The organism is Arthrobacter crusticola, assembly GCF_004357995.1.
Classification (GTDB): domain Bacteria; phylum Actinomycetota; class Actinomycetes; order Actinomycetales; family Micrococcaceae; genus Arthrobacter_D; species Arthrobacter_D crusticola.
Genome location: NZ_SMTK01000001.1, coordinates 466,166 through 492,856, shown reverse-complemented (window position 1 = coordinate 492,856; position 26,691 = coordinate 466,166). Strand labels below are relative to the sequence as shown.

Sequence of the window (26,691 nt, the reverse complement as noted above, 5' to 3'; positions counted from 1 at the left end):
ACCTTTTCACACGCTTCTCAGATTACCGAGTCCGCCCACCCCAGCGGCGCGGCGGGTACTTCCTTCCCTGTCTGCTTACGCTACCGAACTGCACCCCGTTCCGCCAGACTGCCGCGGAAGAGCCGGTCGCAGCTCGCGGCCGGCGAGCGATTTGCCCTGCCTTCAGATTCCCCCGCCGACGTGCCGGAAGTGGTTCGGGCTGGAACCGGCCGCTGTGGAGCTGGGTCCTGCCGCTTACGGACCGGGCAGAATTGGAGAAACCGACCTATCGTGCAGCCCCGCGGCTCCCGTCCGCGGATGCACGCCCGAAAGGAAAACGCCGTGACCCGCTGGCAACTCACCACCCCGGAATCCGTCCAACAGGCACTTGCCGCCCTTCACGAGGAGCGCAGGAAATTGATCGCCGATGGAATACCCGGGGACCTCTTCCTCACCGGCGGTAGCAGCCTGGCGGGCCTCCTGACCAAAGGGGATATCGACCTTCACCTCCGAGTCACGGCGGATGACTTCGCTGTGGCGGTTTCCCGCCTTCCGTGCCTCTTCACTGCTGCGCGGAGTGAGATCTGGACCCCTTGGTTCGCCGTCTTCGAAAGGGCCTCCGTCCCTTCGGTCGGGGTAGCAGTCACGGTCGTTGATTCAGAACACGACCTGCGGTTTGTGCGGTCCTGGGAACGGATGGGACAGAACGCTGCTGCACGGGAGCAGTACAACCTTCTGAAGCGGACCAGTGCGGACGTCGAAACGGACAAGTCGCGGTTCTTCGACCACCTCGCTGCCGCCGCTTCATAGTCACCAAGTGCGGGCAAGGGCCCTGAACGTCTCCTCGTCGCTGTGGACCGGAATGACGCACAGCAGGTGGCCGCCGGGAGCACGCAGGGTGTGGCATCCCTGCCAGCTGGAGACCTCCACGGCGCCCAGTGCCGTCAGCCGGGCCACCTCCGCCGGGACGTCATCCGTCTCGATGTCCAGGTGGTAGCGGGCGGTGTCCTCAACGGACTGTACCGCGACCACAAGATTCGGCACGCAGTCCTCCAGGGTCTGAAACTGCGGTTCCCCCGGCGGACTCTGGGCGGGCACCCCGAGCGCGCTTGACCAAAAGCTCGCGCTTGCACCGGCCTGGTCGGCCGGAGCGTCGATCAGGATCGTGGACAAGCGGCTGCGGTGCATGAACTGACTCCTCGTTTCGGGCTGGGCGATCCAACACCTTTGAACACGCGGGCGCTTCCGTGCCGATGACCGTCGAACCGCTCCCCGGGGGATCATTCCGGTGACTTCCTCATCTTCGCCCGGAGAAGGGCCCGCGGCCAACCCCCGTGCGGGACGCCGGGGGCGGGACCGGCGCGGAAGCCGGTCCCGGCCGTTCCGGCCAGCCCCGGTCGGGCCACCCCGGTGCTCGGGGAAATCAGGCTTCCGGCAGCGATGCGAAGGCCTTCTTGGTGTCGCGGTACCACCCCATCCCCCTGATCGGGTTCCTCCACCGGCCCTTCATTGCTTCGTGCGCCTCCTGGTGGGCCGAGTCGCCGGACTTCACGGCCTCCCGGAGGTGCCGGTCCTGGGCCTGAATGACGTCATCGGCGGTGTCTCCGCTCAGCGCCAGGTCACAAGGGCCACCGAGTTGCTTGCAGGTCATGGTTTTCATCGCGGGTTCCTTCTGCACTTGTGGGTCGAATCCGGGACCGCATCGCGAGTCCTACCTCTATGACGGATGCAGCGCCGCTGATGTGACCACCGGGCACCGGCAGTTCCGGAGCGGCCGTCCCGCTACCGCCGCACAGCAGCGTCTCGCCGCGTCAGCGAAGCCAGAACCTCCGGCTGGGCGCGGAACGTGATTCCCTGGACCACCCCGTTCGCGATGGTGAAGTCGAAGACCACGCGGGCCTGGCCGCGGTTGAACCAGGCAGCCCCGGGCCGGTCTCCAAGGAAGACCGGCAGGGCAGCCTTGGCCGCGCCGTCGAACATCGCGGCGACCTCATCCCGGCCCTCCAGCCGGTGGGGAGTGCCGGCCGCGATGGCCTCGGCATCGGCGGTGACCAGGACGTCGGGTGCCAGGAGGTGGACAAGGCGCGCGAAGTTGCCGCCGCGGGCGGCGGCCAAAAAGGCATCGACAACCTCCCAGTCGGCCGGGGTCCCCCGCGGCGCGACCGCCGACACCTTCGACCGCGCCCGTGAGGCCAGCTTGCGGGCGGCCATCGACGAGACATCGAGAACGGACGCAATGGTGTGGAAGTCCACGCTGAAGGTGTCATGCAGCACGAACGCCACCCGCTCCGCAGGCGACAAGTGCTCGAGGACGACCTGCAGGGCGACCCCGACCGAATCGGCCAGCACCACCTGTTCGACCGGGTCCGGCGCGTACTGCGTCTCGGGCAGCTCCATCGGTTCGGTGGGCTGGGGAACCTTGGCGCGGAGACGGTCCAGGCACAGCCGCGTCGTCACCACCGTGAGCCAGGCCGGCAGGCTGTCGATTTCGGCCCCCGTGCCGTCGAACCGCAGCCAGGCCTGCTGAACCATGTCCTCGGCCTCGGCGCGATCATCGAGCAGGCCGGCAGCGATGCGGACCAGGCGTGGGCGCTCCGCCTCGAACTGCTCACTCGGGTCCATGTGCTTCACCCTATGCGGGTTCGCGCCGGAGGGAAACGATCAAAGGCGGCCGGTCAGCGGCCCTTTTCCGCGGCGGAAGCAACCACCGCGGCGGCGACCTCCCGGAGCTTGGTATTGCGGATATTCGAGGCCTTCATCAGGATCTCAATCGCCGCCTCGTGGCTGCACCCGTTCTGGGCCATAACGATCCCGGCTGCGAGGTTGATGGTGGTACGCGATTGCATCGCGGCCCGAAGGTTCTGGGCCGTATCCGTCAGGGCCGCGATGCGCACGGCGAGCCTCAGGGTGCGGGACGCCTGCCGTGCGAATGATCCCGCGGCTTCACGCGCCTGCTCGTCAAAGCCGTCCGGGAGGGCCGAGTAGAGGTTCAGGCTTGCCGCGGCCTCCCCGTCGAGGGCAATGGGCACCCCGAGAACCGAGCGGATCCCGCTGCCAGCGGTGGCTTCCCGATATTCGGGCCAGCGGGTGTCTCTCTCGAGGTCGCCGACGTAGACGGTCCGCCGGGTTCTGGCCGCTTCGAGGCACGGACCGTTACCCACTCGGTACTGAAACTCATCCATCCGGGCGGCACGCGGGCTGCTACTGGCGACGGTCCCGGCCTTGCGCGGTCGGATCAGCGTGGTGCTTGATTCGAGCGGCATGCCTGCTGGGGAAAGCTGCTTCACGGCCAGGACGGCGAGGTCTGTCAGAAAGTCCAAGACATCCGTGCTTTCCAACACGACGGTGTCGAGGAGCGCGGAGAACCGGCGCTCGGACTCAAGGGCCGCTTCAGGGTTCGCCATCAGAACTCCTCCGATCGCTGGTCAAGCCACGCGTCGTCAGCCCCGCTGCGGGCGTATCGCGACGGACACGCCCGCTGCTACGCGACACGACCAACCTTACGCCGCACCGCACGGGGATGGGGAGCGGGCCGCTGTGGGCGGGGCGTCAGACGAGACCGAGCGCGCAAGTCACACTCCGCCGGCTTTTCAGCGCGGGTAGGAACGGCCCCGCGCAGGCACCGCGGCAGCAACGGCTTTGTACACTGTGCCCATGACGGCCCCGCAGCTTTACCTCAGTTTTCCCGGCACCGCGCGCGACGCACTCGGCTTTTATGCCGGAATCTTCGGCGGCGAACTCTCCCTTCACACCTTCGAGGACTTCGGCCGAACCGACGGGCCGGCGGAAGCCATAGCGCATGGAGTGCTGAGCGGCGTGGTCTCTCTGGCCGGATCCGATGCTGCAGCGGGTGAGAAGAGTGTTCGGATGGAAGGGGTCATGCTCTCCCTGCTTGGCGCAGCCGAACCGGCCGTGCTCCACGGCTGGTTTGATCGGCTCGCAGCCGACGGCGTGGTCGTCGATCCGCTGGCACCGAAGCCGTGGGGTGCTTCGGATGGCCAGGTCATCGACCGTCACGGACTCCACTGGCTCATCGGGTACGAAGCCGGGCAATAAGGGCCGGAACCGGCCCGGGCAGCATCCGTCCCCGCACATCCATCTCCCTCAGCCGCCCTCCCAGTGGCCGGGCAGCGTCAGGTCGGCCGGGAGGCGGGTGGCCCGGCTGCCTCCCGCGGCGTCGAGTTGGCCCTGGGTCAGGTACAGGGACCGCGAGAGGTCCGCGCCGTCCAGGCGGGCGTCGCGAAGATCGGCTCCGAGCAGGTCGGCTCCGGAGAGATCGCTGAACCGCAGATCCGCCGCAATCAGGTAGGCACCGCGGAGGTCCGCGCCGCACAGCCGCCTCGACCGGAGATTCCTGCCGATCAGGTCCGCACCCGGCGCCAGCCCGGCATCGAGGTGCTCCCGGCCGGCTGCCGAGTAGGACATCCGCACTTCCTCGCTGATGTCGATCAGGACCGCCCGGACGCTGGCATGCACTTCCTTGACATCCAACCCCAGGAGCCGCTGCACGCCGCTGCCCAGTGCGGCCTCGATCATCATTCTGAGCCGTCCAGCCCGCTGCCGGGCCTCCGGGTCGAAGGTCCGGTCCTGCGCCTCTATGAGGTACCAGAGCATCTCGTGGAGCTGCCGCGCGGTGTTGAACGCCGCGAACATGTTCCGCCCCGACTCCGCCTCGGCAGCCCAGCTGATGCCTCCAAAGAGGTCCTGGGAGACACGCTGGCCCGCCCCGAAGCAGTCAAAGACGGCGCAGCCGCGGAAGCCACGCGGCCGGAGTGCCCCATGAATGGTGCAGGAAAAATCCGCCGCGAGGTTCCGGCATGGCGATCCGGCCGGCTTGTCGACGGCGAAGTCCGCGGACCGCGAGAAGCCAAGGGCGGTACAGCAGAGTGCGAAGCAGTTGGTGCAGTCCGGGTGAAGGGAGTTCCGGTCGAGGACGGACGGGGAGTCCGTGGCGGGTGTTGGTGCAGTGCCCATGAAATTCTCCAGGGGTGGAACCGGTAAGGGGCCGGGGCGTGGGGAACCCGCTGCGGGGCCCCCTCCGGGACACACGGAATCACCGCTCCTGCAGGGAGCGACAGACAGTCGCCTGAACTCTGGCTCACAGAGACAATTGGAGTATCACTGCCGACAAAATACACCGACGGAACGGCGGGCGCCATGGACAATGTGCCTGGAAGGGCGGGAGACCATGGTTGATCCGATGCACTTTGACCGACGGGTCGAAGTGTACGAGAAGTACCGCCCGCCCTATCCGGACGCTCTGTGGAACCGGTTGCGCGACCTGGACCTGTTGCTGCCGGGCACGCGCGCCCTTGAGCTGGGCGCCGGCTCTGGACAGGCGACGGTGGCCCTGGTCGACGCCGGCCTGAGCGTGACGGCCGTTGAGCCCGGCCCAAACCTCGCCGGGCGGCTGCTGGAACGACTGCCCCAGGTCACGGTGCTGGCCGGCACGGCGGAGGAGGCCGAACTGCCGGAGGCCGGCTTCGATCTGGCCGTGGCGGCCACCTCCGTGCACTGGCTGAACCTTGAGATCGTCCTGCCGAAGCTGCACCGCGCCCTGGCACCCGGCGGCAGTTTCGCCGTGTGGCGCACGGCCTTCGGCAACCCGGCCGTCAGGACGCCGTTCCGGGAGCGGACCGGGCAAATTGTCGGGCGACGGCGCGGGGCTCCGGCCCGGCCCGGCCCCGATGAACTGGACACCGCGGGGTGGGTGAAGGAGCTGACCGCGGACGGACTGTTCGCAGAAGCGTCAACGGATACCTTCGCATGGAGTATCGAGCTTGGCGCCGATCAGATCCACGGCCTCTTTAGCACCTTCAGCAACTGGAGCGCGGGGGAGGTCGAGGAGGCCGCCCAGGCCGTGCGCACCCTCGGCGGCTATGTCACCGAGCACTACGTCACCCCACTGATTGTTCTGAAACGCGTTTCCACCCCGTAGCGCTGGCGGCGGCCCTAGTCCTCCTCGTCACCGCGACCGCTGCCCTGTCCATCCCCCATCTGGACGGAGGGAACCTCACGCCGGGCCCTACCTCGTCGTGCCGGCCCTGATCGCCTGCCCCGTCGTAGTATCCGCAGTCACCCGCGGCAGGCGCTACAGGACGGGGAGCGATCGAGGTACGCACGCCGCGGCCACGGCCCAGAGGGTAGTCCTAAGCCATCATGAAAAAGACCGACTAGTCGGTCGGTAGTGTGCTAGAGTTCCTGCATGAGCAATAGGGAGCGCATCCTCCAAACCGCGCGCAGGCTTGCCATCGAGGCAGGTTCCGTCCCCTCCCTCGACGCCGTCGCCGCGGCATCGGGAGTTTCCAAGGGCGGACTCATGCATCACTTCCGCTCAAGGGCCGCACTCCTTGACGGCATCGCAGCCGAGGCAATCGAGGCGATGGACGAGGCACTGGCCGCCGCAGCCGAGCGCGGGAACGTGACCGAGACGTGGCTTCGGCTGTCCATGTCACGCGAGGACGCAGACCTGTACCGGGCCTTGCTGGTGTCCTTCACCGACTCCGGATCCACCACGCAGGTCCTGCTCAGGCGCTCGGCGGAGGCGACCCAGCGGTGGGAAGCCCTGATCGCCGAGGAGGTGGGCGACCCGGTGGCGGCGGCCGCAATCCGGCTACTGGGGGACGGCATGGTCATGAATTCGGTGACCGGCGACCGGCTGCCGCCCCTGGAGTCGGTGCTCGAGTGGTTGAAACCGAGGACGGGGCGGGAATGAGCGGGGGGCTGATCGCCGCCATCGCCGGGCTCGCGATCGCGGACTCTTTCAATCCCGTCACGATCGTGGCCATCACCCTGATCCTTCTGACGGTGCGCACGCGGCCGCTGGCCTCGGCCATCACCTTCGTCCTGGGCGCCATGAGCACCGTTGCCGTGCTGGGAGCCGCGATCTTCCTCGGCGCCGATGCGGCCGCGGGCACGGTGGGGGACGGCCTCATCTGGCTGCGGCGGATTGTGTTCCTCATCGCCGCGGCCGCCCTCTTCACAGCAGGCATCCGACGGTTCAAGGACCGCCCGCGGAAGGGCGTCAACCTGCCGTCCTGGTTCGGCGTCGGGACCGCCTTCCCCCTTGGGGTGCTGATGACCGGCGCCGACCTTCCCAACGCCTTCCCCTACTTCATTGCCATAGAGCGCCTCATCGACGCCGACACCGGGCTGGCCGCGGGCCTGCTGGTTCTCGCGGGATACTCGATCGTGTACTGCATTCCCTGCCTGATCCTCCTGGCGCTCGGCATGGCGCACGGCGGAAAGGTCCGGGACCGCCTTCAGTCCGTCTACGACCGCTTCTCCACGGGCACCCTCAGGCGGTCCATCCCCGCGGCCCTTGCGCTCCTCCTCCTCGCCGCCGGGGTCCTCGCCATCGCACTGTGGCCGTGAGCGTCACCGCACCCCGGTGAGGCTGAGCTGGTTCCCCTTCCAGGTGCGGCGCAGCCACCGGTCGTGGGACGCGACGACGACGGCGCCCGGATAGTCCGGGATCGTCGCCTCCAGCTGCGTGGCAAGAACAAGGGAGAGATGGTTGGTGGGTTCATCGAGCAGCAGCACATCGGGCGGGTCGGCAAGCAGCACGGCCAGCGCGAGCCGGCGCTGCTGACCCACGCTGAGCGCCGCAACGGGCCGGTTTTCGTCCCGTGGTGCAATCAGGCCAAAGGTCCTCAGCGGAACCTGTTCGGCACGCGCCTCCCCCACGAGATCCTCGTAGGCCCGCCGGGTGGTGCGTCCGGGGCCGCGCCCGCGGGGGTCGGGCAGGTCGACATCCTGGGCCAGGAGGCCGGTCCGCAGGGAGGGTGCCGCCGCCACGGTTCCGGAATCAGGGAGAAGCGCTCCGGCGAGCAGGAGCAGCAGCGTGGATTTGCCCGATCCATTGGGTCCCGTGATCAGCACCTTCTCCCCCGCTCTGAGCGCCAGCGAGGTGGCACCGAGGCGTCCGGCGACGGCGGCCCCCGCAACGGTGAGGACCGGCCCCGTGCGCTGTCGCCCCGACCCGGATCCCCCGCCCACGGTGAGTCCCTGGAAGCGAAGTTCCCTGGGCGGCTTGCGGATCTGCCGCTCCTCAAGGACCTCAAGGCGGGCCCTCGCGTCGTTGACCCGCCGGGAAACCGTCTTGGCATTCCGGTCGGAGTAGAACTTGGCCGAACTGCGGGCTTCGGACCGCGGCGACCAGTCCTCGTGTCCCACCACGTAGTTGGACGGGGCCGCGGCTCGCAGCCGCGAGAGCTGCGCCTGTTCGTCGCGGTATTGGCGGGCCCATCGTTCCCGGGCATCGAGGCGGGCGTGAAGATACCCGGTGTACGTGCCCGTGAACCGCACCGCGCCGATGGCCGCTCCATCGCCGTCCCCGACCAGGGGTCCAGCCACAGCGTGGGGCAACGGCGCAGGATCAAGGTCGAGAAGCGACGTCACCACCTCGTCAAGGAACGCCCGGTCGTGGCTGGCGATGAGCACCGGCCCTGGCCACGACACCAGCAGGTTGCGCAGGTAGCCGGCGGCGTTGTCGTCGAGGTGGTTTGTCGGCTCATCCAGCAGGAGCACGTCGGGCATGCTCAGCAGCAGCCAGGCGAGGGACAGCCGTGAGCGCTGCCCCCCGGAGAGCTGTCCCGTTTCCGCGTCCGGCGGCAAATCCGCGAGGCCAAGACCCGCCACCATGGCCGCGATGCGGGCATCGACATCCCAAGCGCCGATCCGCTCCGCGGCCTCCAGCGACTCCGCGTATACGGTGGCCGCCGCCTCATCATCGGGGCGCCGTGCAAGGGCCAGCCCCGCGGCGGTGACCGCGTCGGCCGCCGCGCGGACTGGGGCTACAGCGGATTCCAGCGCTTCGGCGATCGATGCTGCCGGCCCGAAGGGAGGTTCCTGGTGCAGCAGCCCGATGCGCGGCCGGTCGACACCGGGAAGCGTCACCGACACCGTCCCCCGGTCGGGCGGCAGCAGGCCGGCAAGGATGCGCAGCAGGGTTGTCTTGCCCGATCCGTTGTCCCCGATGACACCGGTCCGGCCGGCCGGGACCGTGAATGAGACATCGGTAAGCACGCGCCGGGCACCGAAGGAAATTGAGATGCCCTCAACCCGGAGATGCGCAACGGCGCGGGTTGGGCGGGAAGATGACGAAGCGCTCATGGGGATCCTCGACGTCGATCGACCTCCTGCCGGGCATGCGCCGCGGGCGCAGGAGAAGAACGAGGATCACAGGAACATGGACCAACTATAGGCACAGGGGGATCACCGGGCGCAAGGGCGCGGCGTCGCCTGCGTCACCTCGGCCCTGCCGGTGGTCCACGCCGTGGACTACGGTAGAAGGCATGCCTCTTGCCCTCGTTACCGGAGCCGCCCGCAGCAACAGCATCGCCGCAGGGATTGTGCCCCGGCTGAAATCCGAGGGATGGGAGGTCGCCACCAGCGACCGGGACACCACGGACTACCCCTGCGACCTGTCCGAGCCCACCGGCCCCGACGAACTCTTCGCCGCCGTCACCCGGGACCGCGGGCCGGTCAGCGCCCTGATCCTCAGCCACGCCCACGACGTGGAAACGGGGATTCTGGACACCACCGCGGAGAGCTTCGACCTTCACACCGCGGTCAATGCCCGCGCCAGCCTGCTGCTGATCGCCGCCTTTGCCCGGCAGGCACCACCCACCGGCGGGGCCATCATCGCGTTCACCAGCGACCACACCACCGGCAACCTGCCCTACGGCGCCTCCAAGGGAGCCCTGGACCGCATCGTCATCTCCGCCGCCCGCGAATTCGGCCCGCGCAGCATCTCAGCCAATGTCGTCAGCCCGGGCCCCATCGACACGGGCTGGATGAACGAGGACCTGCGCAACACCCTGACCCCCCAGCACCCGCTGGGCCGCCTCGGCACCCCAGCGGACATTGCCGGCGTCGTCTCCTTCCTCATCTCCCCGGAAGGGCGCTGGATCACCGGGCAGCTCCTCTTCGCCGACGGCGGCTTCTCGGCCCGCTTCTGACCGGGTGGACGACGGGGGCCTCGGCAGGGCCGACCGCGGCTGCCTAGACGGCGGGCATGGGCATGGATGACTCCGCGTTTCTCAGGTCGGTCGTGGCCACCTTCGCCTCCCTGCCGGGGGTGCACGCCGTGGCATTGGGCGGCTCCCGCGCGGAGGGTACCCACACCGAGCATCGCGACTGTGATCTCGGCCTGGACTACCGCGGCCGCTTCCACCCTGAGGACCTGCGCGTCGTCGGATGGCCCGGCGAGGTGTCGGACATCGGTGGGCGGGGCGGTGGTGTCTTCAATAGAGGCGCCTGGCTGACCATCGAGGGGAGGCGGGTCGATGTGTACGCAAGGGCGGGCCGCGTCACCCAGTGCCTCGGACTGACCGCGCGGGCCCGCCACCCACGCCGCGCCCGATGTGCTGGCCGCCCGGGGCCAGTGGCCCTCCAACGAGAAAACGCTCCTGACCCGGGCCGGCAGGAAACGGGACAGGCGGAAGCGGACGCCCTCGTAGTCCGACCACCTTCAGAGGTGCCGTAGATACCGCTGCGGAGCGGTGAGGAACCGCTGCCAGTTGATTACCAGTTCGAGCTCGTCCCACTCCCGACGGCGATAGCCCCACTCTCCCAGTTCCAGGATCCGTGCGCCCGGCAGCGCCGCGAGCAGCGGTGAGTGGGTGGACATGACCACCTGAGACCTGCCCGTGGCGACCTTGTCCTTGAGCATGCCCAACAACGCCAGGCATCCCGAGAACGACAGCGCCGATTCCGGTTCGTCCAGAATCCATAGTCCGGGACCCTTGAAACGGTCCCCAACAAGCTGCAGGAAGGATTCCCCGTGGGACATTTCGTGGAAGGTGAGGTCGGGCCGATAAAGACTTGGGTTTGCCTCGAGGTAGCTGTAGAAACCATGCATGGTCTCGGCGCGCAGGAAGTATCCGCGCCGGGCCGCACCTGCATTTCGAATCAGCTGCAGATGCTCGGCGAGCGCGGATTCCGATGCGCGCGTGCTGTGCCGTGCACCGGTTGATCCTCCCTCAGCGGAGAGCCCGTACGCCAGGGCGAGCGCTTCAATGATCGTGGACTTGCCCGAGCCGTTCTCACCCACCAGTACGGTGGCCGGTGCAAGGTCCAGCCCCTCGTCGAGCAACTGGCGAACCGGGGCGAGAGTCGCCGGCCAGACGCCTCGATCCAACCTGTTCAGCTCGTGCTCACTCACTGCGCGGAGCGGGTACTGCTTGAGTCTCATGCGCCAGTGTGACACGGCCAGGGCCGCCGCGGACCCGGCGCGGAACTCCCCCGCATGTTCCTGACAATCGGAAAAGTCACGATGCCGGACCCGGGCTCGCCAGCGGCGTACCCACCGTCGAGTGGTGACCCTGCGCGGCGCCCCGCTCCGCCTTGCGCACAGGGGCCACGGGCGACAGAATCGAACGCATGTACGACTCCGGGCGGAGCAACCGCTCCTGTGTGCTCCCCGGCGGGGACGGACGCCCCTGCGGCCGGCCCGTGGACAACTCCCCTTTTCCGCTCTGCCCGGCCCACGTGGCGGCGGTGCTGGACTGGGCGGACACCGAACTGGGCCGCACCGATGTACTGCCCGGCCCCTGCCTGGCGTGCGGGTCACGGATCGGCGTGAAGTACCCCTCCGGCTGGGTCTGTGCAGCCTGTGAGTGGCGCGTCGGGGACGTCCTCGACGGGGACCTGCCGCCTCCGAGGGTCGACGTCGTCTACTACATCCGCTTCCAGAACCGGATCAAGATCGGCACGACGGCGAACCCACGCCAGCGGCTCGCGCGGCTCTGGCATGACGAAGTGCTGGCGTTTGAACGGGGAGACCGGCTCATCGAGCGCCGGCGCCATGAGCAGTTCGCACGCTGGCGCTTGAACCGCTCCGAATGGTTTGAGCCCGCGCCGGCGCTCGAGGAACACATCCGTGCGCTCGCGGCGGGCGTTGACGATCCCTGGGCACGCTATGCCCGCTGGGCGGGAGAGGCGGCCGCCCTGCGGGGGTGAGACCGCCGGAGCCGGTGTCAGGGCACCATGGGCGCCTGCATTCGACCGCCGGTGTGGGTGATGCAGCGGAAGCAGCGCCTAACCGGCTGCGGGGGCCCGGGAGGAAAGGGCGGCGTCGATGAGGACCTCGGCCGCCGAGCGCGCCTGCAGGGCCGCGTCGGCGCTGCCTGCGATGGCGGCAGTCGTCTGCGCTCCCTCCGCAAGGATGGACAGCTGCGGAGCCAGATGGGCGGGCGCACCAGCTTCCTCTGCGAGCCGGGCGACATAGTGCTGGAACGCCGCCTTGTGTTCCCGGGCGTAGGCGGCGACCTCCGGACTGATCGCACCAAGCTCAGCGAACGTATTGATGAATCCGCAGCCGCGGAAGGTATCCTCCCCGAACCACTGGCACAGATAGTCGAAGATGGCGAGGAGCCGCAATCGAGGGGTGGGCGCCTGGCGGACCCTGGCGTCGAGCCCGTCCTCCCACGCCTGGTGCCGGCGTTCAAGGACGGCCATGACGATACTGCCCTTCGAGGGAAACTCCGCGTAGAGCTTTTTGAGCGACACGCCGGCGGCCGTCCGGAGTTCATCCATGCCGACGGCCTGAATGCCCCGCGAATAGTAGAGCGCATCGGCGGTCGCGACGATGCGGGACCGGGCTTCGGAGGAATTCATGAATCCATCCTAGTTGAAATGAGAACGCTCGTTCTATACAGTGATGGATATCGAGAGAGAACGAGCGTTCTCCGATGGTTAGAAAAGGAAAAAAAGATGGGTCTCATAAAGGTCGGCACCGAAAACAGCACGGACATCGAGCTCTACTACGAGGACCACGGAAGCGGGCAGCCCGTCGTGCTGATTCACGGCTATCCGCTCGACGGTGGCTCCTGGGAGAAGCAGTCAGCCGCCCTCCTGGACGCTGGGTACCGCGTCATCACCTACGACCGCCGCGGATTCGGCAGGTCGAGCAAGCCCACCACGGGGTACGACTATGACACCTTCGCCGCCGACCTCAACACCGTTCTTGAGACCCTGGACCTGCGCGACGTCGTTCTCGTCGGCTTCTCGATGGGCAGCGGTGAGGTGGGCCGCTACATCGGCACCTACGGGGAGGCCCGGATCGCCAAAGCTGTGTTCCTCGCATCCCTGGAGCCGTTCCTGCTCCAGACCGACGACAACCCCACGGGCGTTCCCTCCACTGTCTTCGACGGCATCCGCACCGCCGCCACCGAGGACCGGTACGCCTGGTTCACGAACTTCTACAACGACTTCTTCAACACGGACAACTTCCTTGGCAACCGCCTGAGCGAGGAAGCCCTGCGCAACGCCTGGAATGTCGCCTCGGGCGCGTCCTGGTACGCCTCCTTCGCCGTCGTCGACTCGTGGCTCACCGACTTCCGCCCGGACATTGAGAAGGTCACCGTCCCGGCCCTGATCGTTCACGGCACCGATGACCGCATCCTCCCGATCGACGCCACCGCCCGGGAGTTCACCAAGCGCCTCCCCTCCGCGGAGTACGTCGAGATCGAGGACGCGCCGCACGGCATGCTGTGGACGCACGGAGCGGAGATCAACGAGATCCTGCTGCGCTTCCTAGCCAGCTAGCCGGGACCGCTGTTTCGGGCGCCGGACTTCCGGCAGGAGCCCCGGGATTCCCGGGGCTCCTGCCGGGGCTTCCCACGCGGCCGCCGCGCCGGGGCGCAGAGCACCCCGATCTTTCCGCGGTTTCCTCCTATGCTCCTCGTATGCCCAACGGGATTACCGTCCGTGCTGCGCGCGTCGAGGATATCAAGGCGATGGCGCGGGTCCATGTTGAGTCGTGGCAGGAGACCTACCGCGGCCTCGTGCCGGATGCGGTGCTCGACGATCCGGGCTTCCCCGCTGCCCGCGAACGCCAGTGGCTGAACACGCTCACCGACCAGCGGTGGGCCGCCCACCGCACTGCTGTCGCCGAACACCACGGGCCGCTCGTCGGTCTCGCGATGGCGGGGCCCTCGGATGACAAGCCGGATCTCATGCACCTATACGTGCTGTATCTCCTCGCGGAACACCACGGTTCCGGGACGGGCGCAGACCTGCTGCACGCCGTGATCGACCCGGACAAACGAACGACGCTGTGGGTCGCCGAGCGGAACCCGCGGGCGCAGGCGTTCTACCGGAAGCACGGCTTTGAACTCGACGGCGGCAGCAAGCGCGAGGGAGGTGTCCTCGATCTGCGCATGGTCCGGCACCCCGGCCCGCTGTCCCGCACCTGATGTCCGCCTCCGGACCGTACTGCCGGAAAACGGCCGGATAGGGCCCAGCGATCTGAACCCCGCTATCGGTGACGGGCGGCACGCCACGGGAGTCTGCGAGCGCAGCATGCGGCACGGAAGGGACTTAACGGGAAGCCGCCAGGGCGAGCACGCGCTCGACGGCGTGACGGTAGGCGCCGAAGGCCGCCTCCGGCCGGCCGTTGAGGGCGTCGGTGACGATACGGAAGAGCAGTGCGCGAAGAAGATATTGGGGAAACCCCTGTCCCGGCGACATCGACTCCAACAACGACAGGGACGCACCCTCGAAGCACACAGCATCTACGGCGATAATCGCAACCGCATAGTCCACCGGCCGGTAGTAGAGGGTCGGGTCGATGACTGCCGGCACCCCGCCCGGGCCCTCCAGGATATTGCAGGTCAGATCGCCGTGGATGATGCAGGGCACGCCGTCGACCGGTCGCCGCGCGGCAACGAGCCGGGGAACGTACGGGATTACCCGCCCACCAACCACCGGAGACTCCTCCCACGCGATGCGGTCGGCCTCGGCCCATGCGTGGTCCCGCTCATCCAGGAACGGTGGACGTGGTTCACCGGTGAAGAGGTCGGAGAAGGCGAGCGCCACGGAGGCCTTTTCCCGCCACCTGCCGCGCGAATGCTCGCCCGGGAGGTAGCCGTAGGCCATCCACCCTCCCTCAAGCAGATTCCCCGCTTTGCTCCGTACCGGCAGCGACAGCCGGACCGGCCCGCCGTCACTGCGTTCCCTTGCCCGCGTGTCCAGCCACTCAAGTTCCTGGGGAAGCAGGTCCCGAGGCTTGAGGACAAGGCCGTCCGCCAGCCAGGCGGAGCCCTTTCCCCCTTCCAGTTTCCTCAGGGGGCCCGAGATCCCGAAAGCATCAAGGACCGGCCGTTGGGGCATCATTCTGTGATCCTGGTGATCTTCGGGAAGGGACACGGGCAGCCTACGCGCCGGTGCGCTCGAGCTTCTGCAGGAGCGTCTTCAACGTCTCCTGCTCGGCTTCGCTCAGCCCCTCGGCAACGGGAGAGTTCTCCATGAGCCGGGTCCACAGGTTGCGATGGAGCGCCCGGCCGTCATCGGTGAGGGACAACACCTTGACCCGCCGGTCCCCGGGGGACGGGAGCCGTTCCAGCAGGCCGCGGGCTTCCAGCCGGTCCGAGACGCCGGTCATGTTGGAGGCATCGCACGAGAGCCGGACGGCGAGTTCACCCATGGGCGCGGGGCCCGCGGTCAGTTCGCGCAGCACCTGGGCCTGCGTCGGCGTGAGGTCGAACTCGTCGGCCCGCCGGGCATAGTGCTGCCGCATGCGTTCGCCGAGGCGGATCACGAGTTTGACGAGTTCGAAGGTCGATTCCTGGCGCGTCGGCATGAAAGCACGGTACTTGGCGAAATAGATAGTTGACAACTTCAACAGTGGTGGGAGACTAGAACTACTTGTCGTTGAATCGACCCTGCGGAGGACTCAAATGACACATGTGCAGATCATCCTCGGTTCCACTCGGCAGGGCAGGGTCGGCGGGAAAGTGGCCCGATGGTTTATGGACCATGCCCGGGCCCGGACCGACTTCACGACGGAGCTCGTTGACCTCGCCGACTGGCCGCTGCCGTTCTTCAACGCGGCCGTACCTCCCGCCTTCGGGCCGTCACCGGACCCGGCCTCCCGGGCGTGGGGCGCCAAGATCGCCCGGGCCGACGGGTACATCCTGGTCACTCCGGAGTACAACCACGGCTACCCCGCGGTGCTTAAAAACGCTCTGGACCACCTGTACCACGAGTGGAACGGCAAGCCGGTGGGCTTTGTCGGCTACGGAGGCCCGGGAGGCGGCATCCGGGCGGTCGAGCAACTGCGGCAGGTCGTCGTCGAACTGGGCATGGTGCCACTGCGCGAGCAGGTCATCCTGGCCAACGCCTACGCGGCGTTCGACGAGGCGGGCGGGCTGGTGGACAGGAGGGCACCGGACCGCCAGGCGTCGGCCGTGCTCGATGAGATCGCCAGGGCCACGACCCGACTGGGCCTGCAGCCGGCCTGAGCCCTGTCCATCAGCACCGTCCGTGCCAGACAAATCGGCGGGGGTGCCACCCGTGCTCGTCACACTCCGGCAGGCGGGATTCCTACCGCTGTGCCTCCCCGGCATCGCTCGTGGCGTCCGCGACCGGAGCCGCAGTGTTCCGCCAGATGACGACGTTCCCCTTTGAGTGGTGAAGCACTGCATGGACGGTCGAGCCGAGGCGGGTACCGAGACCACCGACGCCCTTGGCGCCGAGGACGAGGCAGAAGGCATCGCCGGTCAGCTTCAGCAGGCTTCCGGGCACCGAGCGGCTTGTCAGCGGCACCTCCTTAATGGTGAGTTCGGGCTCCGTTGCGTGCGCCAGATCGACGGCCCGACGCAGAATCGACTCGTCCTGCGGCGCCGGCTGGGTGCGCCGGCGCAGCAGCGAGGCCGGGAGGTCCTGCCCCACATGGACGACCTCCAGCACCGCACCCTGCTGGGAGGCGATGTGGCAGGCCAGGACCAGGGCCCCCAGGCTTTCGTCTGAACCGTCCACGGCGGACACGACGGGCGCGCCCTCCGCCGCGGCCTGGCGGATCACCGCCACAGGGCAGTGGGCCCCGGCGGCGAGGTGCAGGCTGACCGAACCCACCAGCTGGCCCAGGAAACCGCCCAGCCCGCGGCTGCCGGAGACCACCATTGAGGCATTGCGGGACAGGGTCGTCATCACGGCGGCGGGATACCCGGTCACCAGGCGGGTTTCAACCACCAGGCCGGGCGCTGCCTCCGCCGCAACTTCCCGACCTTCCTCGAGGGCCGCCTCCGCAGCATGGCGCAGACCGCTGCCCTCCACGCCCCGGACAGGGCCGAGGTTGTGGGTGAACAGCGGCCAGATCCAGCAGTGCACCACGGTCAGCGGCAGCGCGCTGCGCTGGGCGTACCGGGCGGCCCACCGGACGGCCGTGGCCGCCTCATCGGAGCCGTCGTATCCCACGAGGACCGGGAGCGCGGAGCCGTTCACGACGCCACCGCCGGGGTGGATCTCTCACGGCCCGCTTGGGGATGTTCCGCGCGGGCCTTCCCGCCTGCCTTCCCTGCCATGGTTCCTCCTGCACCCCGGTAACCGTGTCACGCTCGATCCTCCAAGCATCGAGGCCCCGGCCCTTCGTTGTAAAGGGCTTTGGGCCTGCGCCTCGGTGCACCCTTCCGGATCTTTCGGTCCGCCGCGTGCCCGACGTCGAACGAGGGGAAATCCGGCCCTGTCCAACCGGTGGCCGGGCTCCTAGGCTGGCCCTATGGAACCCGCAGCTGAGCAGACCGAAGTCCTTCCAGCCGACGAGTGCTGGCGCCTCCTGCGCACCGCCTCGGTGGCCCGGCTGGCCCTGTGCGTCGAGGGCCAGCCCGAGATCTTCCCGGTCAACATCCAGGTCGATCACGGCACCGTGGTCTTTCGAACCTCCGAGGGAACCAAGGCGCGTGCGGCCATTGACGAGGCGCCCATCGCGGTTCAAGCCGACGGACTCGACGACAGCGGAGCGAAGGCCTGGAGTGTGGTCGTCAAGGGCATCGCACGCACCATCTCGACCACCAGGGAACTGCTTGACACCATCGACCTGCCCGTCCACCCCTGGGAGTCCGGGCGGAAGGACCGCTTTGTGCGGGTCACTCCGGACGGCGTCACCGGGCGCAGGTTCACCATCGCCGTGGCACCCCAGGCCGCCTCGCGCAGAGCCGCGCGGGACGAGTAGCGCGGCGGGTCAGGCAGGGACCGGCACCGCCGGGCGGGTGACGAGCGTCGGACAGGTGAGGTTCAGCAGGACCCTGTGGCTCACCGAGCCGAGCAGCATGCGTCGAAGCCCGCCCCGTCCCAGGCTTCCCACCACCAGCAGCTGGGAGGTGGCGGCGGCGCGCAGCAGCGCTTCCGCCGCCGGTTCCACCGTTTCCAGGTGGACCCGGACGCGCACCCCGGGGAAGTCCGCCTTGACCGCGGCGGTGGCGCGGTCAAGGAGCCTCCGGTGCTCTTCCACAATGGCTTCGAAGGCTTCTCCGCCGGGCCGCTCCGCCCAGGTCTCGGACGACGGCACGGCGCAGGAGGCAAGGATCAGCAGGTCCTGGCCGGTCCGTGCCGCCTCCCGGGCAGCCGTGTCCACCGCCTGCACGGCTTCGGGGGACCCGTCGGTGCCCACCACCACGCCGGCGCGTTCAACGCCGTCGGGGACGGGGATGACGGCCACCGGGCAAAGGCTCATGACGGCGACCTGCTGGCTCACCGCACCGATGAGCTGGCCGGAGGCCGGGTCGCTCTTGTCGGAGCCGAGCACCACCATCTCCGCCGCCTCGGAGAAATCACTGAGGACGCGGACCACGTCCCCGCTGTGGGTGTGCGTCCGCACCAGGACTCCCGGGGCGGCCGCAGCGCACAGGCGCACCCCGTCCTCAAGGAGATCACGTGCCGCAGCAATCACCGCACCGTAGCTCCCGGACTGAGGTGTCATCCAGTACTCATTGACCGCATGGACCAGCGTCACGGGCCTGCCCAGTGACCCGGCGCGGCGTGCGGCCCATTCCACCGCGGCCCGCCCGGCCGGAGACCCGTCGAAGCCGACCACGAGCGGGAGCACCTCACCCATGGACCGGCACCCCAACCGCCCCGCCCGCGGGTCCGGGTCCCGGTGCCGGCGGCTCCGCGCGGCGCCCCGGCGTCTCCTTTCGTGGGCTCTGCAGCGCCGTCATCGTCGTTTCCTTCCAATCCTCGCCGAAGGGCACCCCGGACAGCGGCGGTGCCCGCGCTGCCCCGAGCGTCCCACCGGACCGCCGGGACGCACAGGGTCCAACGGCCCCTGGCGCCGCAGGCCTTCGGATGGGCCCCGAGGAGCCGGGCACGGGGCCGGAGAAGTGCCCAGGCCGGGACTGCACAGGGAGCCCTCCACGCCTCTGCTGCGCTCTCCCCCGACGAATGCTGGGCGCTGCTTTCCACGCGGCGGACCAGCCGCATCGGGTTCATGAAGGAGGGGTCGCTCTACATCTTCCCGGTGAACTATCTTGTCCACGACGGCGGGATCTACTTCAGGACATCCGAGGAGGGCGACCTCGGGCGTGCACCGCTCGGTTCATCCGCCCTCCAGGTTGACGATGTGCAGGCCGAGGCCATGGCCGGCTGGACGGTGCTCGCGCAGGGACGCCCTGAGCAGGTCGATGACGAGGACCTGCTGAAGACCCTGTGGGGCCGGTCCACGGAGGAGCCCTGAGCGGGAGGCCTCCGGACCCGGTTCATCGGACTGCGGCCTCGGACCATTTCCGGCCGCAGGGTCGGCACCGCCTGGTTCGCGCCGCCGCGGGTCAGCCCTTCTCGGCACCGGCGGTGAGCCCGCCGGTCAGCAGCCGCTCCGTCGAGAAGAACAGGATGAGAATCGGCAGGGTCAGGACGACCGAGCCGGCCATCAGCACCGTCGTGGGAATCTCCGCACTGCCCGAGAGCTGTGAAAGGCCCAGGGAAACGGTCCAGCTCTCACGCCGTTCGACCAGGAACAGCAGCGCGAAGAGGAATTCGTTCCACGCGATCATGAAGATGAACAGCCCGGTGGCCATGATCGAGGGCATCACGAGGGGCAGGCTGATGCGCCGGAGCACCCCGATCCGGGTGAGCCCGTCGACGAGCCCTGCCTCCTCCACGGCGACGGGTACGGTGTCGAGGTAGTTGCGGAGCATGTAGATCGCCACGGGCACCGTCTGCGCGATGTACACAAGGATCAGGCCCACCAGGGATCCGCGCAGGCCCACCCGGGTGAAGAGCACAAAGAGGGGGATCGCCATGACGATGGCGGGGAACAGGTACGCGGCGAGGAAGAGCGCGTTGACCTGCCGGTGGCCGAAGAACGGCAGGCGGGCGATCGCGTAGGCCCCGGGGACGGCGACGATCAGGGAGATGATGACCGCGCTTACCGCGACCACGGCGCTGTTGGCGATGAACCGCCCGAAGCCCTGGCCGCCGGCAGCGGTTGACGCGAGCACCTGCTGGTAGGAGGACAGGGTGAACTCCGCCGGCGGAATGATGAGCGAGCTGGGATTGCGCAGCAGCGCCTCGATCGGCCGGAGGGAGAGCAGCACCATGTAGTAGAAGGGCAGCAGGGTGACGATGAGGAGGCCGATGATGACCACCCACCGCAGGATACGCAGGCTGCGCCGTTCGATCTGGTGCCGGCGGGAGGCCCGGACCCGCTGAACCTCCGGCGGCCGCGGCGCCGGTGCCGTGCTTGTCTGTGTGCCGGGTGTGGTGGGTGCGCTCACAGCCGTTCTCCCCTCCTGCGCATCATGAACATATAGACGGCCAGCATCAGGACGAGCACCACCGCGAGGACCAGCGACTGGGCCGCGGCGGCACCAACGTTGCGCTGGACGGTGAGGAACTCATACACCCGGACGCTGGCAACCCCGGTGCCGGCGGCTCCGCCGGTCAGCAGGAAAATGTCGTCGAACTCATTGAACGTCCAGATGGTGCGCAGCACCGCGAGCAGCGCGATGACCGGCATCAGCTGGGGCAGGATGATGTAACGGAAGGTCTGCAGGGGGCTCGCCCCGTCCACGAGCGCCGCTTCCTCCGACTCCGAGGACAGTGCCTCAAGCCGGGCCATGAGGAACAGGAAGGCGAAGGGAAAGTACCGCCAGCCCTCGAAGGCGATGGCGGTCAGCAGCGCGGTGGGGATCGGAAACTGCGCTCCGAGGAACTCCACCGTGCGCTGCGCTTCGGAAAGGAACGGGATGGGGTCGGCCCACCCGAAGGTGGACTGGCCCACCTCGTTCACGATGCCGAACTGAGGGTTGAGCATGGTGCGCCACACGAAGGTCACCGCCACAACCGGGGCCACGTACGGCAGCAGGAACGCAGCCCGCACGAAGTTCCGTCCCCGGAACGGCCGGCGCACGGCCATTGCCGCGAGCAGCCCGATGCCGATGGACAGCAGGACCGACCCGGCCGTGTAGACGAGCGTGGTGCCAAGGCTCGCCCAGAGCCGGCCGGAGGCGAAGACCCGCTCGAAGTTCGCCAGGGTCAGGGACCGGAGCGGGTTGGCGGTGCCGATTTCCAGCAGTTTCAGCTGCTGGAACGCGATCAGGATCGACCACAGCAGCGGCACGACGACGACCGCGAGCACGATGACCAGGGTGGGCGACATCAGGGCAATACCGGTGCGGGCGTCGCGCTGGGACAGGGTGCGTCGTCGGGGTGGCCTGAGGGGAAGTGCGGACATGGCGCTCCTTACAGCGGGCGGATACCGGACGGCGTCCGCGCAGGTGGTGGCATGCTACTGACCCAGGTCGGCCTTGAGACCCTCGGCCTCCTCCTGGGCCTGTGCCGCGGCGTCCGCGCCGCTGCTGCCCGCACTGATCATCTGGGCCACGATCTGGGGGGCGATGAACTGGCCGCCCACGGCTGCGGCCAGGGCTCCCTGGCCCTGGGGAATGCCCCAGCGCTTGAAGGTGTCGGTGCTTTCCGTCAGCGCCTGCAGGGTTTCGGCAGGATAGATATCGGAGAGCAGCGCCCGGGTCTCCACCCCCGCCTCGAGGGACTGCCAGGCGTCAACGTACTCGGTGGGAGCGTCGGCGGTTCCAAGGCGCACCGGCAGCTTGCCCTCCGGTGCCACCCCGAGCCAGTCCTCGTAGCCCTCGCTCATCATGAACGTCACCAGGTCCTGAGCGTCGGCCGAGGCGTCGTTGAGGATGTTCCAGGAGACGACCTCCCCGTACCCCGCGGGTTCTTCACCGCTCGGGCCCTGGATCGCGCTGACGATCCCGGTGTTCTCGGCAAGGAACCGGGGGTTGTCCCCGCACTCGGGGCATGTCGGCAGGGCATCGTTGCGCAGCCCGGCCAGCTCGTCGAGCATGAAGGAGGACCATACGGTCATCGCCGCCTCGCCGGCGAAATAACTGGCACGGGTGGTGTCGGCGTCCTGGTTTCCCGGAACGGAGTAGTCACGGATGAGGTTCCCGTAGAAGCTGAAGGCCTCCTCGCACTCGCTGCTGTCAAGGGTGACCTCCCCCTCGGAATCGACCAGCTCGCACCCGTTGGCCAGGGCGATCTGCTCGAAGGTCTGCTGGGTGAATGAGTCGGCGGGAGCCGTTGCGGCCACGATCCCGGCCATGCCCTCGGCGTCGAGGGCCTTGGCGGCGGCTTCGATGGCCTCGTAGCTGTCGGGCGCGTCCAGGCCCTCCTCCTCGAAGAGGTCCTTGCGGTAGTAGAGCAGCTGCGCGAACGCGTCGCTGGGTACCGAGAGCTGCTCGCCCTCGGCGGACGTCAGCTCGAGCGCGCGGGCCGAAAAGGTGTCGGCTCCCAGCTCCTCGACGACGTCGGCTGCCGCGCCGGTGTCCAGCAGGCCGTCGGTGTACAGCTGGTTCATTCCATTCAGGGACAGGGCTCCGATCACGTCGGGCAGCTCCCCGGCCGCCGCGGACGACGAAAGCACCGATGAGAGCTGGTCCTCGGCGATCGCGACGAGCTCGACGTCCGTGCCGGTGCTTTCGGTGAAGCGGTCCATGATCGCCTGCTGGGTCGCCACCCGCTCAGCGACGTCCTCCGTCGTCCACACGATCAGGGCGCCGTCGTCCTCCGAGGTTTCCCCGGAGCCGGTGCAGCCGGTGACGGCCAGCAGGGCCGTCATGAGCACTGACCCGGCGGTCAGTCGTCGATTGAGCATCGTGCCTCCTTCGGTCGAGGTCGGCGCGGGCGGTAAGGCCCGGCCGGTGCTCGACAGGGCCGTCGTCGTTGACGGATCCACTGACCGTGGAGCACTGGGATCATTGAACACCTGCACCTGCACTTCATCAATACATTCGCAGATACATTCGCCGGCTCTATTCGCTTTTCCCCGCCATGGGCCATCGGATGCCGCCCCCGGAGCATCCCCGCTTCGGACCCCTGGTCCGGCCCGCTCCCGTCGGCGGACAGGCATTTTCCGACACAGGACATACGCCGGAGACAGCGGCTGCCTAACGGTAGGATCAACCGACGCGCAGGCTGCCGGTTCAATCCGGCCCGCAGCGCCACGCCCTGCCCGGTACAACCCGCCTCAGGTGATTGGAAGGAAATTCATGGAGATCGAAGGATGGACCCAAACACTCGGCGCAGGTCCGCTGCTGCTCATCGCCGCCGCGGCCATCGCGGTCCTGCTGTTCCTCATCATCAAGCTGCGCCTGCACGCCCTGCTCGCCCTCATCCTGGTCAGCCTTGGAACCGCCTTTGCCACGGGCATCCCGGCGGACCAGGTGGTGCCGGTCCTCATTAACGGCTTCGGCACAACGCTGGGCACGGTCGCGCTGCTCGTAGGTCTGGGCGCAATGCTGGGGCGGATCGTCGAGACGAGCGGGGGCGCCAAATCGCTCGCCGACTCCCTCATTGGCAGATTCGGTGAACACCGGGCTCCCTTCGCGCTCGGTCTGGCGTCCCTGATTTTCGGCTTCCCGATCTTTTTCGACGCCGGCCTCGTGGTGATGCTGCCGGTCGTCTTCGCCGTCGCCCACCGCCTTGGCGGCGGCGTCCTTCGCTACGGCCTCCCCGCGGCCGGCGCGTTCTCCGTGATGCACATCTTCCTGCCGCCCCACCCCGGCCCGGTCGCCGCATCAACGTTCTTCGAAGCGAACGTCGGCCTCGTCGTCATCGCCGGACTCATCACCGCAATTCCCACCTGGTTCGTCGCCGCCTACCTGTACGGGTTGCGGACCGGCCGGAAACTTGTCCTTCCCGTTCCGGAACTGCTCGGCCACGCGGACGCAGAGGCCGACGCCCATCCCCCGCGCTTCCGCACGGTCGTCGGCGTGCTCCTGCTGCCGTTGGTGCTCATCTTCCTCAACACCGGCCTGAACACTGCCGCCGCAGGCGGCCTGCTGCCTGCCTCCGCAGCGGACGCCTCCTGGTACCAGATCCTCCGCGCGCTGGGCGAGACTCCCGTGGCGCTGCTGATCTCGGTCCTCGTCGCCATGTTCGTTCTGGGCCGGCGCCGGGGCACGACCGGGAGCAACCTCGAGAAACTCCTCGAATCCTCTCTGGGTCCTGTCTGCTCGGTCATCCTCATCACCGGCGCGGGCGGCATGTTCGGTGGGGTGCTCCGCACCTCCGGGATCGGCGCGGCCCTCGCCGACGTGCTCGGCGGGGTGGGCATCCCCCTCATCGTCGCCGGCTTCATGATCTCGTCGATCCTGCGCATCGCCCAGGGATCCGCGACGGTCGCCCTCACCACCACTGCGGGGCTCATCGCACCGGCTGTGGCCGATGCGGGGTTCAACGGCCTGCAGCTGGCCGCGCTGGTCATCGCCGTCGCCGCCGGATCGGTGGTCGTCTCCCACGTCAACGACTCGGGGTTCTGGCTCGTCGGCCGCTTCTTCGGCATGGACGTCAAGACCACCCTTGCCACGTGGACCGTCATGGAAACCCTGATCGGCGTGATGGGTTTCGTCATCGCCGCAGCGATCTTCGCACTGGCGGGACTGGCCGGTTAGCGCACTGCCCGGACCCGAGGAGGCCTTAAAGTTGTCCTATGGCATCCCAGCATCCGACACCCCGACCCACGCAAGGGCTCTGGCCCTGGCTGGCGGTCGACGTCGCCGCGATCATCCTCTTCGCGGTCTCCGGCCGCAGCACCCACGAGCACGGCCTGAGTGCGGCGGGAATCGCGGCAACGGCGGCGCCCTTCGTCGTCGCCTGCGTCGCGGGATGGTTAGGCCTGCGCGCCTGGCGGACGCCGCGGCGCCTGTGGCCGACGGGTGTTGGAATCTGGATCACGACCGCGGCCGGCGGCCTGCTGCTGCGGTTCCTCACCGGGGGCGGTGTGGCCCTGAGCTTCCAGGTAGTCACCCTCGTGGTGCTGGGTTCGTTGTTGCTCCTGCCGCGGCTGCTGGTGAGCGCCGCCGTGCGGGGCCGCGGGCGTGCCCGCTCCGGCCGCGGAAACCAGGCGGTACGGTGAGGAAGTACCCATCTCAGTGGAAAGGCCGACCATGATCACCGCTTTTGTCCTCATTCAGACGGATTCCGCGCGCATCCCCGAGTGCGCGCAGGAAATTTCCGAAATCGAAGGCATCAGCGAGGTGTATTCGGTGACCGGCGAATGGGACCTCATCGCAATGGCCAGGGTGTCCCGCCATGAAGACCTCGCCGACGTCATCGCCGACCGCCTCTCGAAGGTTGAGGGAGTTGAGTCAACGACGACGCAGATCGCCTTCCGGTCCTACTCCAAGCACGACCTGGACGCCGCCTTCTCCCTCGGCTTTGACAGCTGACACCGCCCCGGGCGCATCAGTTAACGCCCAGATCCTCGCGCCGACCGCTGCCCCTGATGAGGGCGAGGGCGCTTAGAGCGAGGCGCTGACGTCGACCCAGCGTTCAAGGGCGGCCCGTGCGGCTCCCGAGTCAATGGACCCGCGCGCCCGGACGGTGGCGGCCCGGAGACGGTCAACCAGCGGCCCCTCGTGGTCCTCATCGAGCGCCACGAGGCCGGCTGCGGCGTTGAGGACCACGGCATCGCGGATCGGACCCTCCTCGCCGGAGAGCAGGCGCCGCACGATCTGCGCATTGCCCGCGGCATCGGTGCCGCGGAGGGCGTCGACACCGGTTTCGGCGACGCCGAAGTCCCCGGGATGCACCACCTGCTCGGTGATCCGGTCCCCGCGCACCTCCCAGATGGTTGAGGACCCGCTCGTCGTCAGCTTGTCCCTGCCGTCGCTGCCGCGGAAGACCAGCGCCCGCACACCCCTGGCGGCGAGGACACCGGCCATCAGCGGCGCCATGCGCGCGTCGGCGCAGCCAAGGGCCTGGGCCTGGACTCCGGCGGGATTGCTCAGCGGCCCAAGGAAGTTGAAGGCGGTCGGCACGCCGAGTTCGCGCCGCGGCACCGCAACATGCCGCATCGACGGATGGAAGACCTGGGCGAAGCAGAAGGTGATCCCCGCTTCCTCGGCGCACTGCGCCACATCCTCGGGGCTCAGGTCCAACCGGACGCCGAGCGCCTCGATCACGTCAGCGGCCCCGGAGGACGACGACGCCGCCCGGTTGCCGTGCTTCACCACCTTCGCCCCGGCGCCCACGGCCACCAGGGACGCCATGGTGGAGATATTGACCGTGTTCAGCCCGTCGCCTCCGGTTCCCACGATGTCAAGGGCCGGGCCGGTCACCGTAATCCGCCGGGCGCGCCCGAGCATCGCCTCCACGAGCCCGGTGAGTTCGCCGACAGACTCCCCCTTTGCGCGCAGGCCGAGCAGGAAACCCGCGATCTGCGCGTGGGTCGCCTCGCCGGACATGATGTTTTCCATCGCCCAGCCAGCTTCCGCAGGGGTCAGATCCCTCCCCGAAATGAGGGCTGAGAACAGCGGCGGCCATGACTGTTTGGCCTCGTCAGCGCGCAAAGTAGTGGTCACACTCCTAGGTTATCTACGAATTGTAGAAAGTCATCACCCTCCTACTTCCGCGCCGTTATGCGGATCACGCGGCCTTGGACACCGATTTGGACGCGCCGCAAGCCCT

The 26,691-nt window shown here is 68.4% G+C and carries 31 protein-coding genes; 15 read left to right on the top strand and 16 right to left on the bottom strand.

Annotation, left to right across the window (positions count from 1 at the left end):
- The first annotated feature begins 321 nt into the window (after nt 1-321).
- Complete coding sequence (locus E2F48_RS02300) at nt 322-789, top strand: hypothetical protein (RefSeq protein ID WP_133402376.1); 468 nt, start codon at nt 322-324, stop codon at nt 787-789.
- On the opposite strand, the gene E2F48_RS02295 is transcribed toward E2F48_RS02300, so the two are convergent.
- From E2F48_RS02295 to E2F48_RS02280, 4 genes are all read right to left on the bottom strand, one after another.
- Nucleotides 790-1,167 carry a VOC family protein gene (locus E2F48_RS02295; RefSeq protein ID WP_133402375.1) on the bottom strand — a complete coding sequence of 126 codons (378 nt, stop codon included), beginning with the start codon at nt 1,165-1,167 and terminating at the stop codon, nt 790-792.
- 235 nt (nt 1,168-1,402) lie between these two features.
- A complete protein-coding gene (locus E2F48_RS02290) occupies nt 1,403-1,639 on the bottom strand; it encodes a DUF1059 domain-containing protein (protein ID WP_133402374.1) in 237 nt (78 codons plus the stop codon).
- A 122-nt stretch (nt 1,640-1,761) separates the two neighbouring features.
- On the bottom strand, nt 1,762-2,601 hold the full coding sequence (locus tag E2F48_RS02285) for a sigma-70 family RNA polymerase sigma factor (RefSeq protein ID WP_133402373.1): 840 nt from the start codon (nt 2,599-2,601) through the stop codon (nt 1,762-1,764).
- 53 nt (nt 2,602-2,654) lie between these two features.
- The gene (locus E2F48_RS02280; protein WP_133402372.1) at nt 2,655-3,383 is read right to left on the bottom strand and encodes a GAF and ANTAR domain-containing protein; all 729 of its coding nucleotides are present in this window, start codon (nt 3,381-3,383) and stop codon (nt 2,655-2,657) included.
- Nucleotides 3,384-3,633: 250 nt separating this feature from the next.
- Here E2F48_RS02280 and E2F48_RS02275 point away from each other — a divergent pair, with 250 nt between their 5' ends.
- Nucleotides 3,634-4,035, top strand: a complete 402-nt coding sequence (locus E2F48_RS02275; protein ID WP_133402371.1) for a VOC family protein — start codon at nt 3,634-3,636, stop codon at nt 4,033-4,035.
- 48 nt (nt 4,036-4,083) lie between these two features.
- Here the strand turns inward: E2F48_RS02275 and E2F48_RS02270 are convergent, their stop codons facing one another.
- Nucleotides 4,084-4,953 (bottom strand): pentapeptide repeat-containing protein, encoded by an 870-nt coding sequence (locus E2F48_RS02270; protein ID WP_133402370.1) that lies wholly within the window; start codon nt 4,951-4,953, stop codon nt 4,084-4,086.
- 226 nt (nt 4,954-5,179) lie between these two features.
- Here E2F48_RS02270 and E2F48_RS02265 point away from each other — a divergent pair, with 226 nt between their 5' ends.
- From E2F48_RS02265 to E2F48_RS02255, 3 genes are all read left to right on the top strand, one after another.
- Nucleotides 5,180-5,917, top strand: a complete 738-nt coding sequence (locus E2F48_RS02265) for a class I SAM-dependent methyltransferase (RefSeq protein WP_246018478.1) — start codon at nt 5,180-5,182, stop codon at nt 5,915-5,917.
- Nucleotides 5,918-6,184: 267 nt separating this feature from the next.
- On the top strand, nt 6,185-6,694 hold the full coding sequence (locus tag E2F48_RS02260) for a TetR/AcrR family transcriptional regulator (RefSeq protein ID WP_133402368.1): 510 nt from the start codon (nt 6,185-6,187) through the stop codon (nt 6,692-6,694).
- On the top strand, nt 6,691-7,353 hold the full coding sequence (locus E2F48_RS02255) for a GAP family protein (protein ID WP_133402367.1): 663 nt from the start codon (nt 6,691-6,693) through the stop codon (nt 7,351-7,353). Before E2F48_RS02260 ends, E2F48_RS02255 begins: the two co-directional genes overlap by 4 nt.
- Nucleotides 7,354-7,356: 3 nt before the next feature.
- Here the strand turns inward: E2F48_RS02255 and E2F48_RS02250 are convergent, their stop codons facing one another.
- Nucleotides 7,357-9,093: an ABC-F family ATP-binding cassette domain-containing protein gene (locus tag E2F48_RS02250; protein ID WP_133402366.1), complete on the bottom strand. Its 1,737-nt coding sequence runs from the start codon at nt 9,091-9,093 to the stop codon at nt 7,357-7,359.
- Between the two features lie 182 nt (nt 9,094-9,275).
- On the opposite strand from E2F48_RS02250, the gene E2F48_RS02245 reads away from it, so the two are divergent.
- Nucleotides 9,276-9,941, top strand: a complete 666-nt coding sequence (locus E2F48_RS02245; RefSeq protein ID WP_133402365.1) for an SDR family oxidoreductase — start codon at nt 9,276-9,278, stop codon at nt 9,939-9,941.
- 512 nt (nt 9,942-10,453) lie between these two features.
- Here E2F48_RS02245 and E2F48_RS02235 read toward each other — a convergent pair.
- Nucleotides 10,454-11,176, bottom strand: a complete 723-nt coding sequence (locus E2F48_RS02235; protein WP_133402364.1) for an AAA family ATPase — start codon at nt 11,174-11,176, stop codon at nt 10,454-10,456.
- A gap of 188 nt (nt 11,177-11,364) precedes the next feature.
- Here E2F48_RS02235 and E2F48_RS02230 point away from each other — a divergent pair, with 188 nt between their 5' ends.
- Complete coding sequence (locus E2F48_RS02230; protein ID WP_133402363.1) at nt 11,365-11,943, top strand: GIY-YIG nuclease family protein; 579 nt, start codon at nt 11,365-11,367, stop codon at nt 11,941-11,943.
- 78 nt (nt 11,944-12,021) lie between these two features.
- Here the strand turns inward: E2F48_RS02230 and E2F48_RS02225 are convergent, their stop codons facing one another.
- Nucleotides 12,022-12,600, bottom strand: coding sequence for a TetR/AcrR family transcriptional regulator (locus tag E2F48_RS02225; RefSeq protein WP_133402362.1), 579 nt, complete (start codon nt 12,598-12,600; stop codon nt 12,022-12,024).
- Nucleotides 12,601-12,696: 96 nt separating this feature from the next.
- Between E2F48_RS02225 and E2F48_RS02220 the strand changes: the two genes are divergently transcribed.
- On the top strand, nt 12,697-13,530 hold the full coding sequence (locus tag E2F48_RS02220; RefSeq protein WP_133402361.1) for an alpha/beta fold hydrolase: 834 nt from the start codon (nt 12,697-12,699) through the stop codon (nt 13,528-13,530).
- 140 nt (nt 13,531-13,670) lie between these two features.
- Complete coding sequence (locus E2F48_RS02215) at nt 13,671-14,180, top strand: GNAT family N-acetyltransferase (protein WP_221411598.1); 510 nt, start codon at nt 13,671-13,673, stop codon at nt 14,178-14,180.
- 124 nt (nt 14,181-14,304) lie between these two features.
- Here E2F48_RS02215 and E2F48_RS02210 read toward each other — a convergent pair whose 3' ends face one another.
- Complete coding sequence (locus E2F48_RS02210) at nt 14,305-15,099, bottom strand: TIGR02569 family protein (RefSeq protein ID WP_133402360.1); 795 nt, start codon at nt 15,097-15,099, stop codon at nt 14,305-14,307.
- A 40-nt stretch (nt 15,100-15,139) separates the two neighbouring features.
- Nucleotides 15,140-15,565 (bottom strand): MarR family winged helix-turn-helix transcriptional regulator, encoded by a 426-nt coding sequence (locus tag E2F48_RS02205; RefSeq protein WP_133402359.1) that lies wholly within the window; start codon nt 15,563-15,565, stop codon nt 15,140-15,142.
- Nucleotides 15,566-15,662: 97 nt separating this feature from the next.
- Between E2F48_RS02205 and E2F48_RS02200 the strand changes: the two genes are divergently transcribed.
- A complete protein-coding gene (locus E2F48_RS02200; protein ID WP_133402358.1) occupies nt 15,663-16,226 on the top strand; it encodes an NADPH-dependent FMN reductase in 564 nt (187 codons plus the stop codon).
- Nucleotides 16,227-16,308: 82 nt separating this feature from the next.
- Here the strand turns inward: E2F48_RS02200 and E2F48_RS02195 are convergent, their stop codons facing one another.
- Nucleotides 16,309-17,208 (bottom strand): universal stress protein, encoded by a 900-nt coding sequence (locus tag E2F48_RS02195; protein WP_133402357.1) that lies wholly within the window; start codon nt 17,206-17,208, stop codon nt 16,309-16,311.
- A gap of 274 nt (nt 17,209-17,482) precedes the next feature.
- On the opposite strand from E2F48_RS02195, the gene E2F48_RS02190 reads away from it, so the two are divergent.
- Entirely contained in the window at nt 17,483-17,935 is a 453-nt protein-coding gene (locus E2F48_RS02190; RefSeq protein WP_133402356.1) for a pyridoxamine 5'-phosphate oxidase family protein, read from the top strand.
- Between the two features lie 9 nt (nt 17,936-17,944).
- On the opposite strand, the gene E2F48_RS02185 is transcribed toward E2F48_RS02190, so the two are convergent.
- Nucleotides 17,945-18,817, bottom strand: coding sequence for a universal stress protein (locus tag E2F48_RS02185; RefSeq protein ID WP_133402355.1), 873 nt, complete (start codon nt 18,815-18,817; stop codon nt 17,945-17,947).
- Between the two features lie 42 nt (nt 18,818-18,859).
- Here E2F48_RS02185 and E2F48_RS17700 point away from each other — a divergent pair, with 42 nt between their 5' ends.
- A complete protein-coding gene (locus E2F48_RS17700) occupies nt 18,860-19,435 on the top strand; it encodes a pyridoxamine 5'-phosphate oxidase family protein (RefSeq protein WP_133402354.1) in 576 nt (191 codons plus the stop codon).
- 91 nt (nt 19,436-19,526) lie between these two features.
- On the opposite strand, the gene E2F48_RS02175 is transcribed toward E2F48_RS17700, so the two are convergent.
- The 3 genes from E2F48_RS02175 to E2F48_RS02165 are packed head-to-tail and all read right to left on the bottom strand — an operon-like array spanning nt 19,527 to nt 22,876.
- Nucleotides 19,527-20,474 (bottom strand): carbohydrate ABC transporter permease, encoded by a 948-nt coding sequence (locus E2F48_RS02175; protein ID WP_246018476.1) that lies wholly within the window; start codon nt 20,472-20,474, stop codon nt 19,527-19,529.
- Nucleotides 20,471-21,433, bottom strand: a complete 963-nt coding sequence (locus E2F48_RS02170) for a carbohydrate ABC transporter permease (protein WP_133402353.1) — start codon at nt 21,431-21,433, stop codon at nt 20,471-20,473. The genes E2F48_RS02175 and E2F48_RS02170 overlap by 4 nt, the downstream gene beginning before the upstream one ends.
- 54 nt (nt 21,434-21,487) lie before the next feature.
- On the bottom strand, nt 21,488-22,876 hold the full coding sequence (locus tag E2F48_RS02165; RefSeq protein WP_133402352.1) for an ABC transporter substrate-binding protein: 1,389 nt from the start codon (nt 22,874-22,876) through the stop codon (nt 21,488-21,490).
- A 394-nt stretch (nt 22,877-23,270) separates the two neighbouring features.
- Between E2F48_RS02165 and E2F48_RS02160 the strand changes: the two genes are divergently transcribed.
- The 3 genes from E2F48_RS02160 to E2F48_RS02150 are packed head-to-tail and all read left to right on the top strand — an operon-like array spanning nt 23,271 to nt 25,451.
- Nucleotides 23,271-24,674, top strand: coding sequence for a GntP family permease (locus E2F48_RS02160; protein ID WP_133402351.1), 1,404 nt, complete (start codon nt 23,271-23,273; stop codon nt 24,672-24,674).
- Between the two features lie 38 nt (nt 24,675-24,712).
- A complete protein-coding gene (locus tag E2F48_RS02155) occupies nt 24,713-25,138 on the top strand; it encodes a DUF3054 domain-containing protein (RefSeq protein ID WP_133402350.1) in 426 nt (141 codons plus the stop codon).
- A 31-nt stretch (nt 25,139-25,169) separates the two neighbouring features.
- Nucleotides 25,170-25,451 (top strand): Lrp/AsnC family transcriptional regulator, encoded by a 282-nt coding sequence (locus tag E2F48_RS02150; protein WP_120165513.1) that lies wholly within the window; start codon nt 25,170-25,172, stop codon nt 25,449-25,451.
- A gap of 72 nt (nt 25,452-25,523) precedes the next feature.
- On the opposite strand, the gene trpD is transcribed toward E2F48_RS02150, so the two are convergent.
- Entirely contained in the window at nt 25,524-26,585 is a 1,062-nt protein-coding gene (gene trpD, locus E2F48_RS02145) for an anthranilate phosphoribosyltransferase (RefSeq protein WP_185149771.1), read from the bottom strand.
- Between the last annotated feature and the right edge of the window lie 106 nt (nt 26,586-26,691).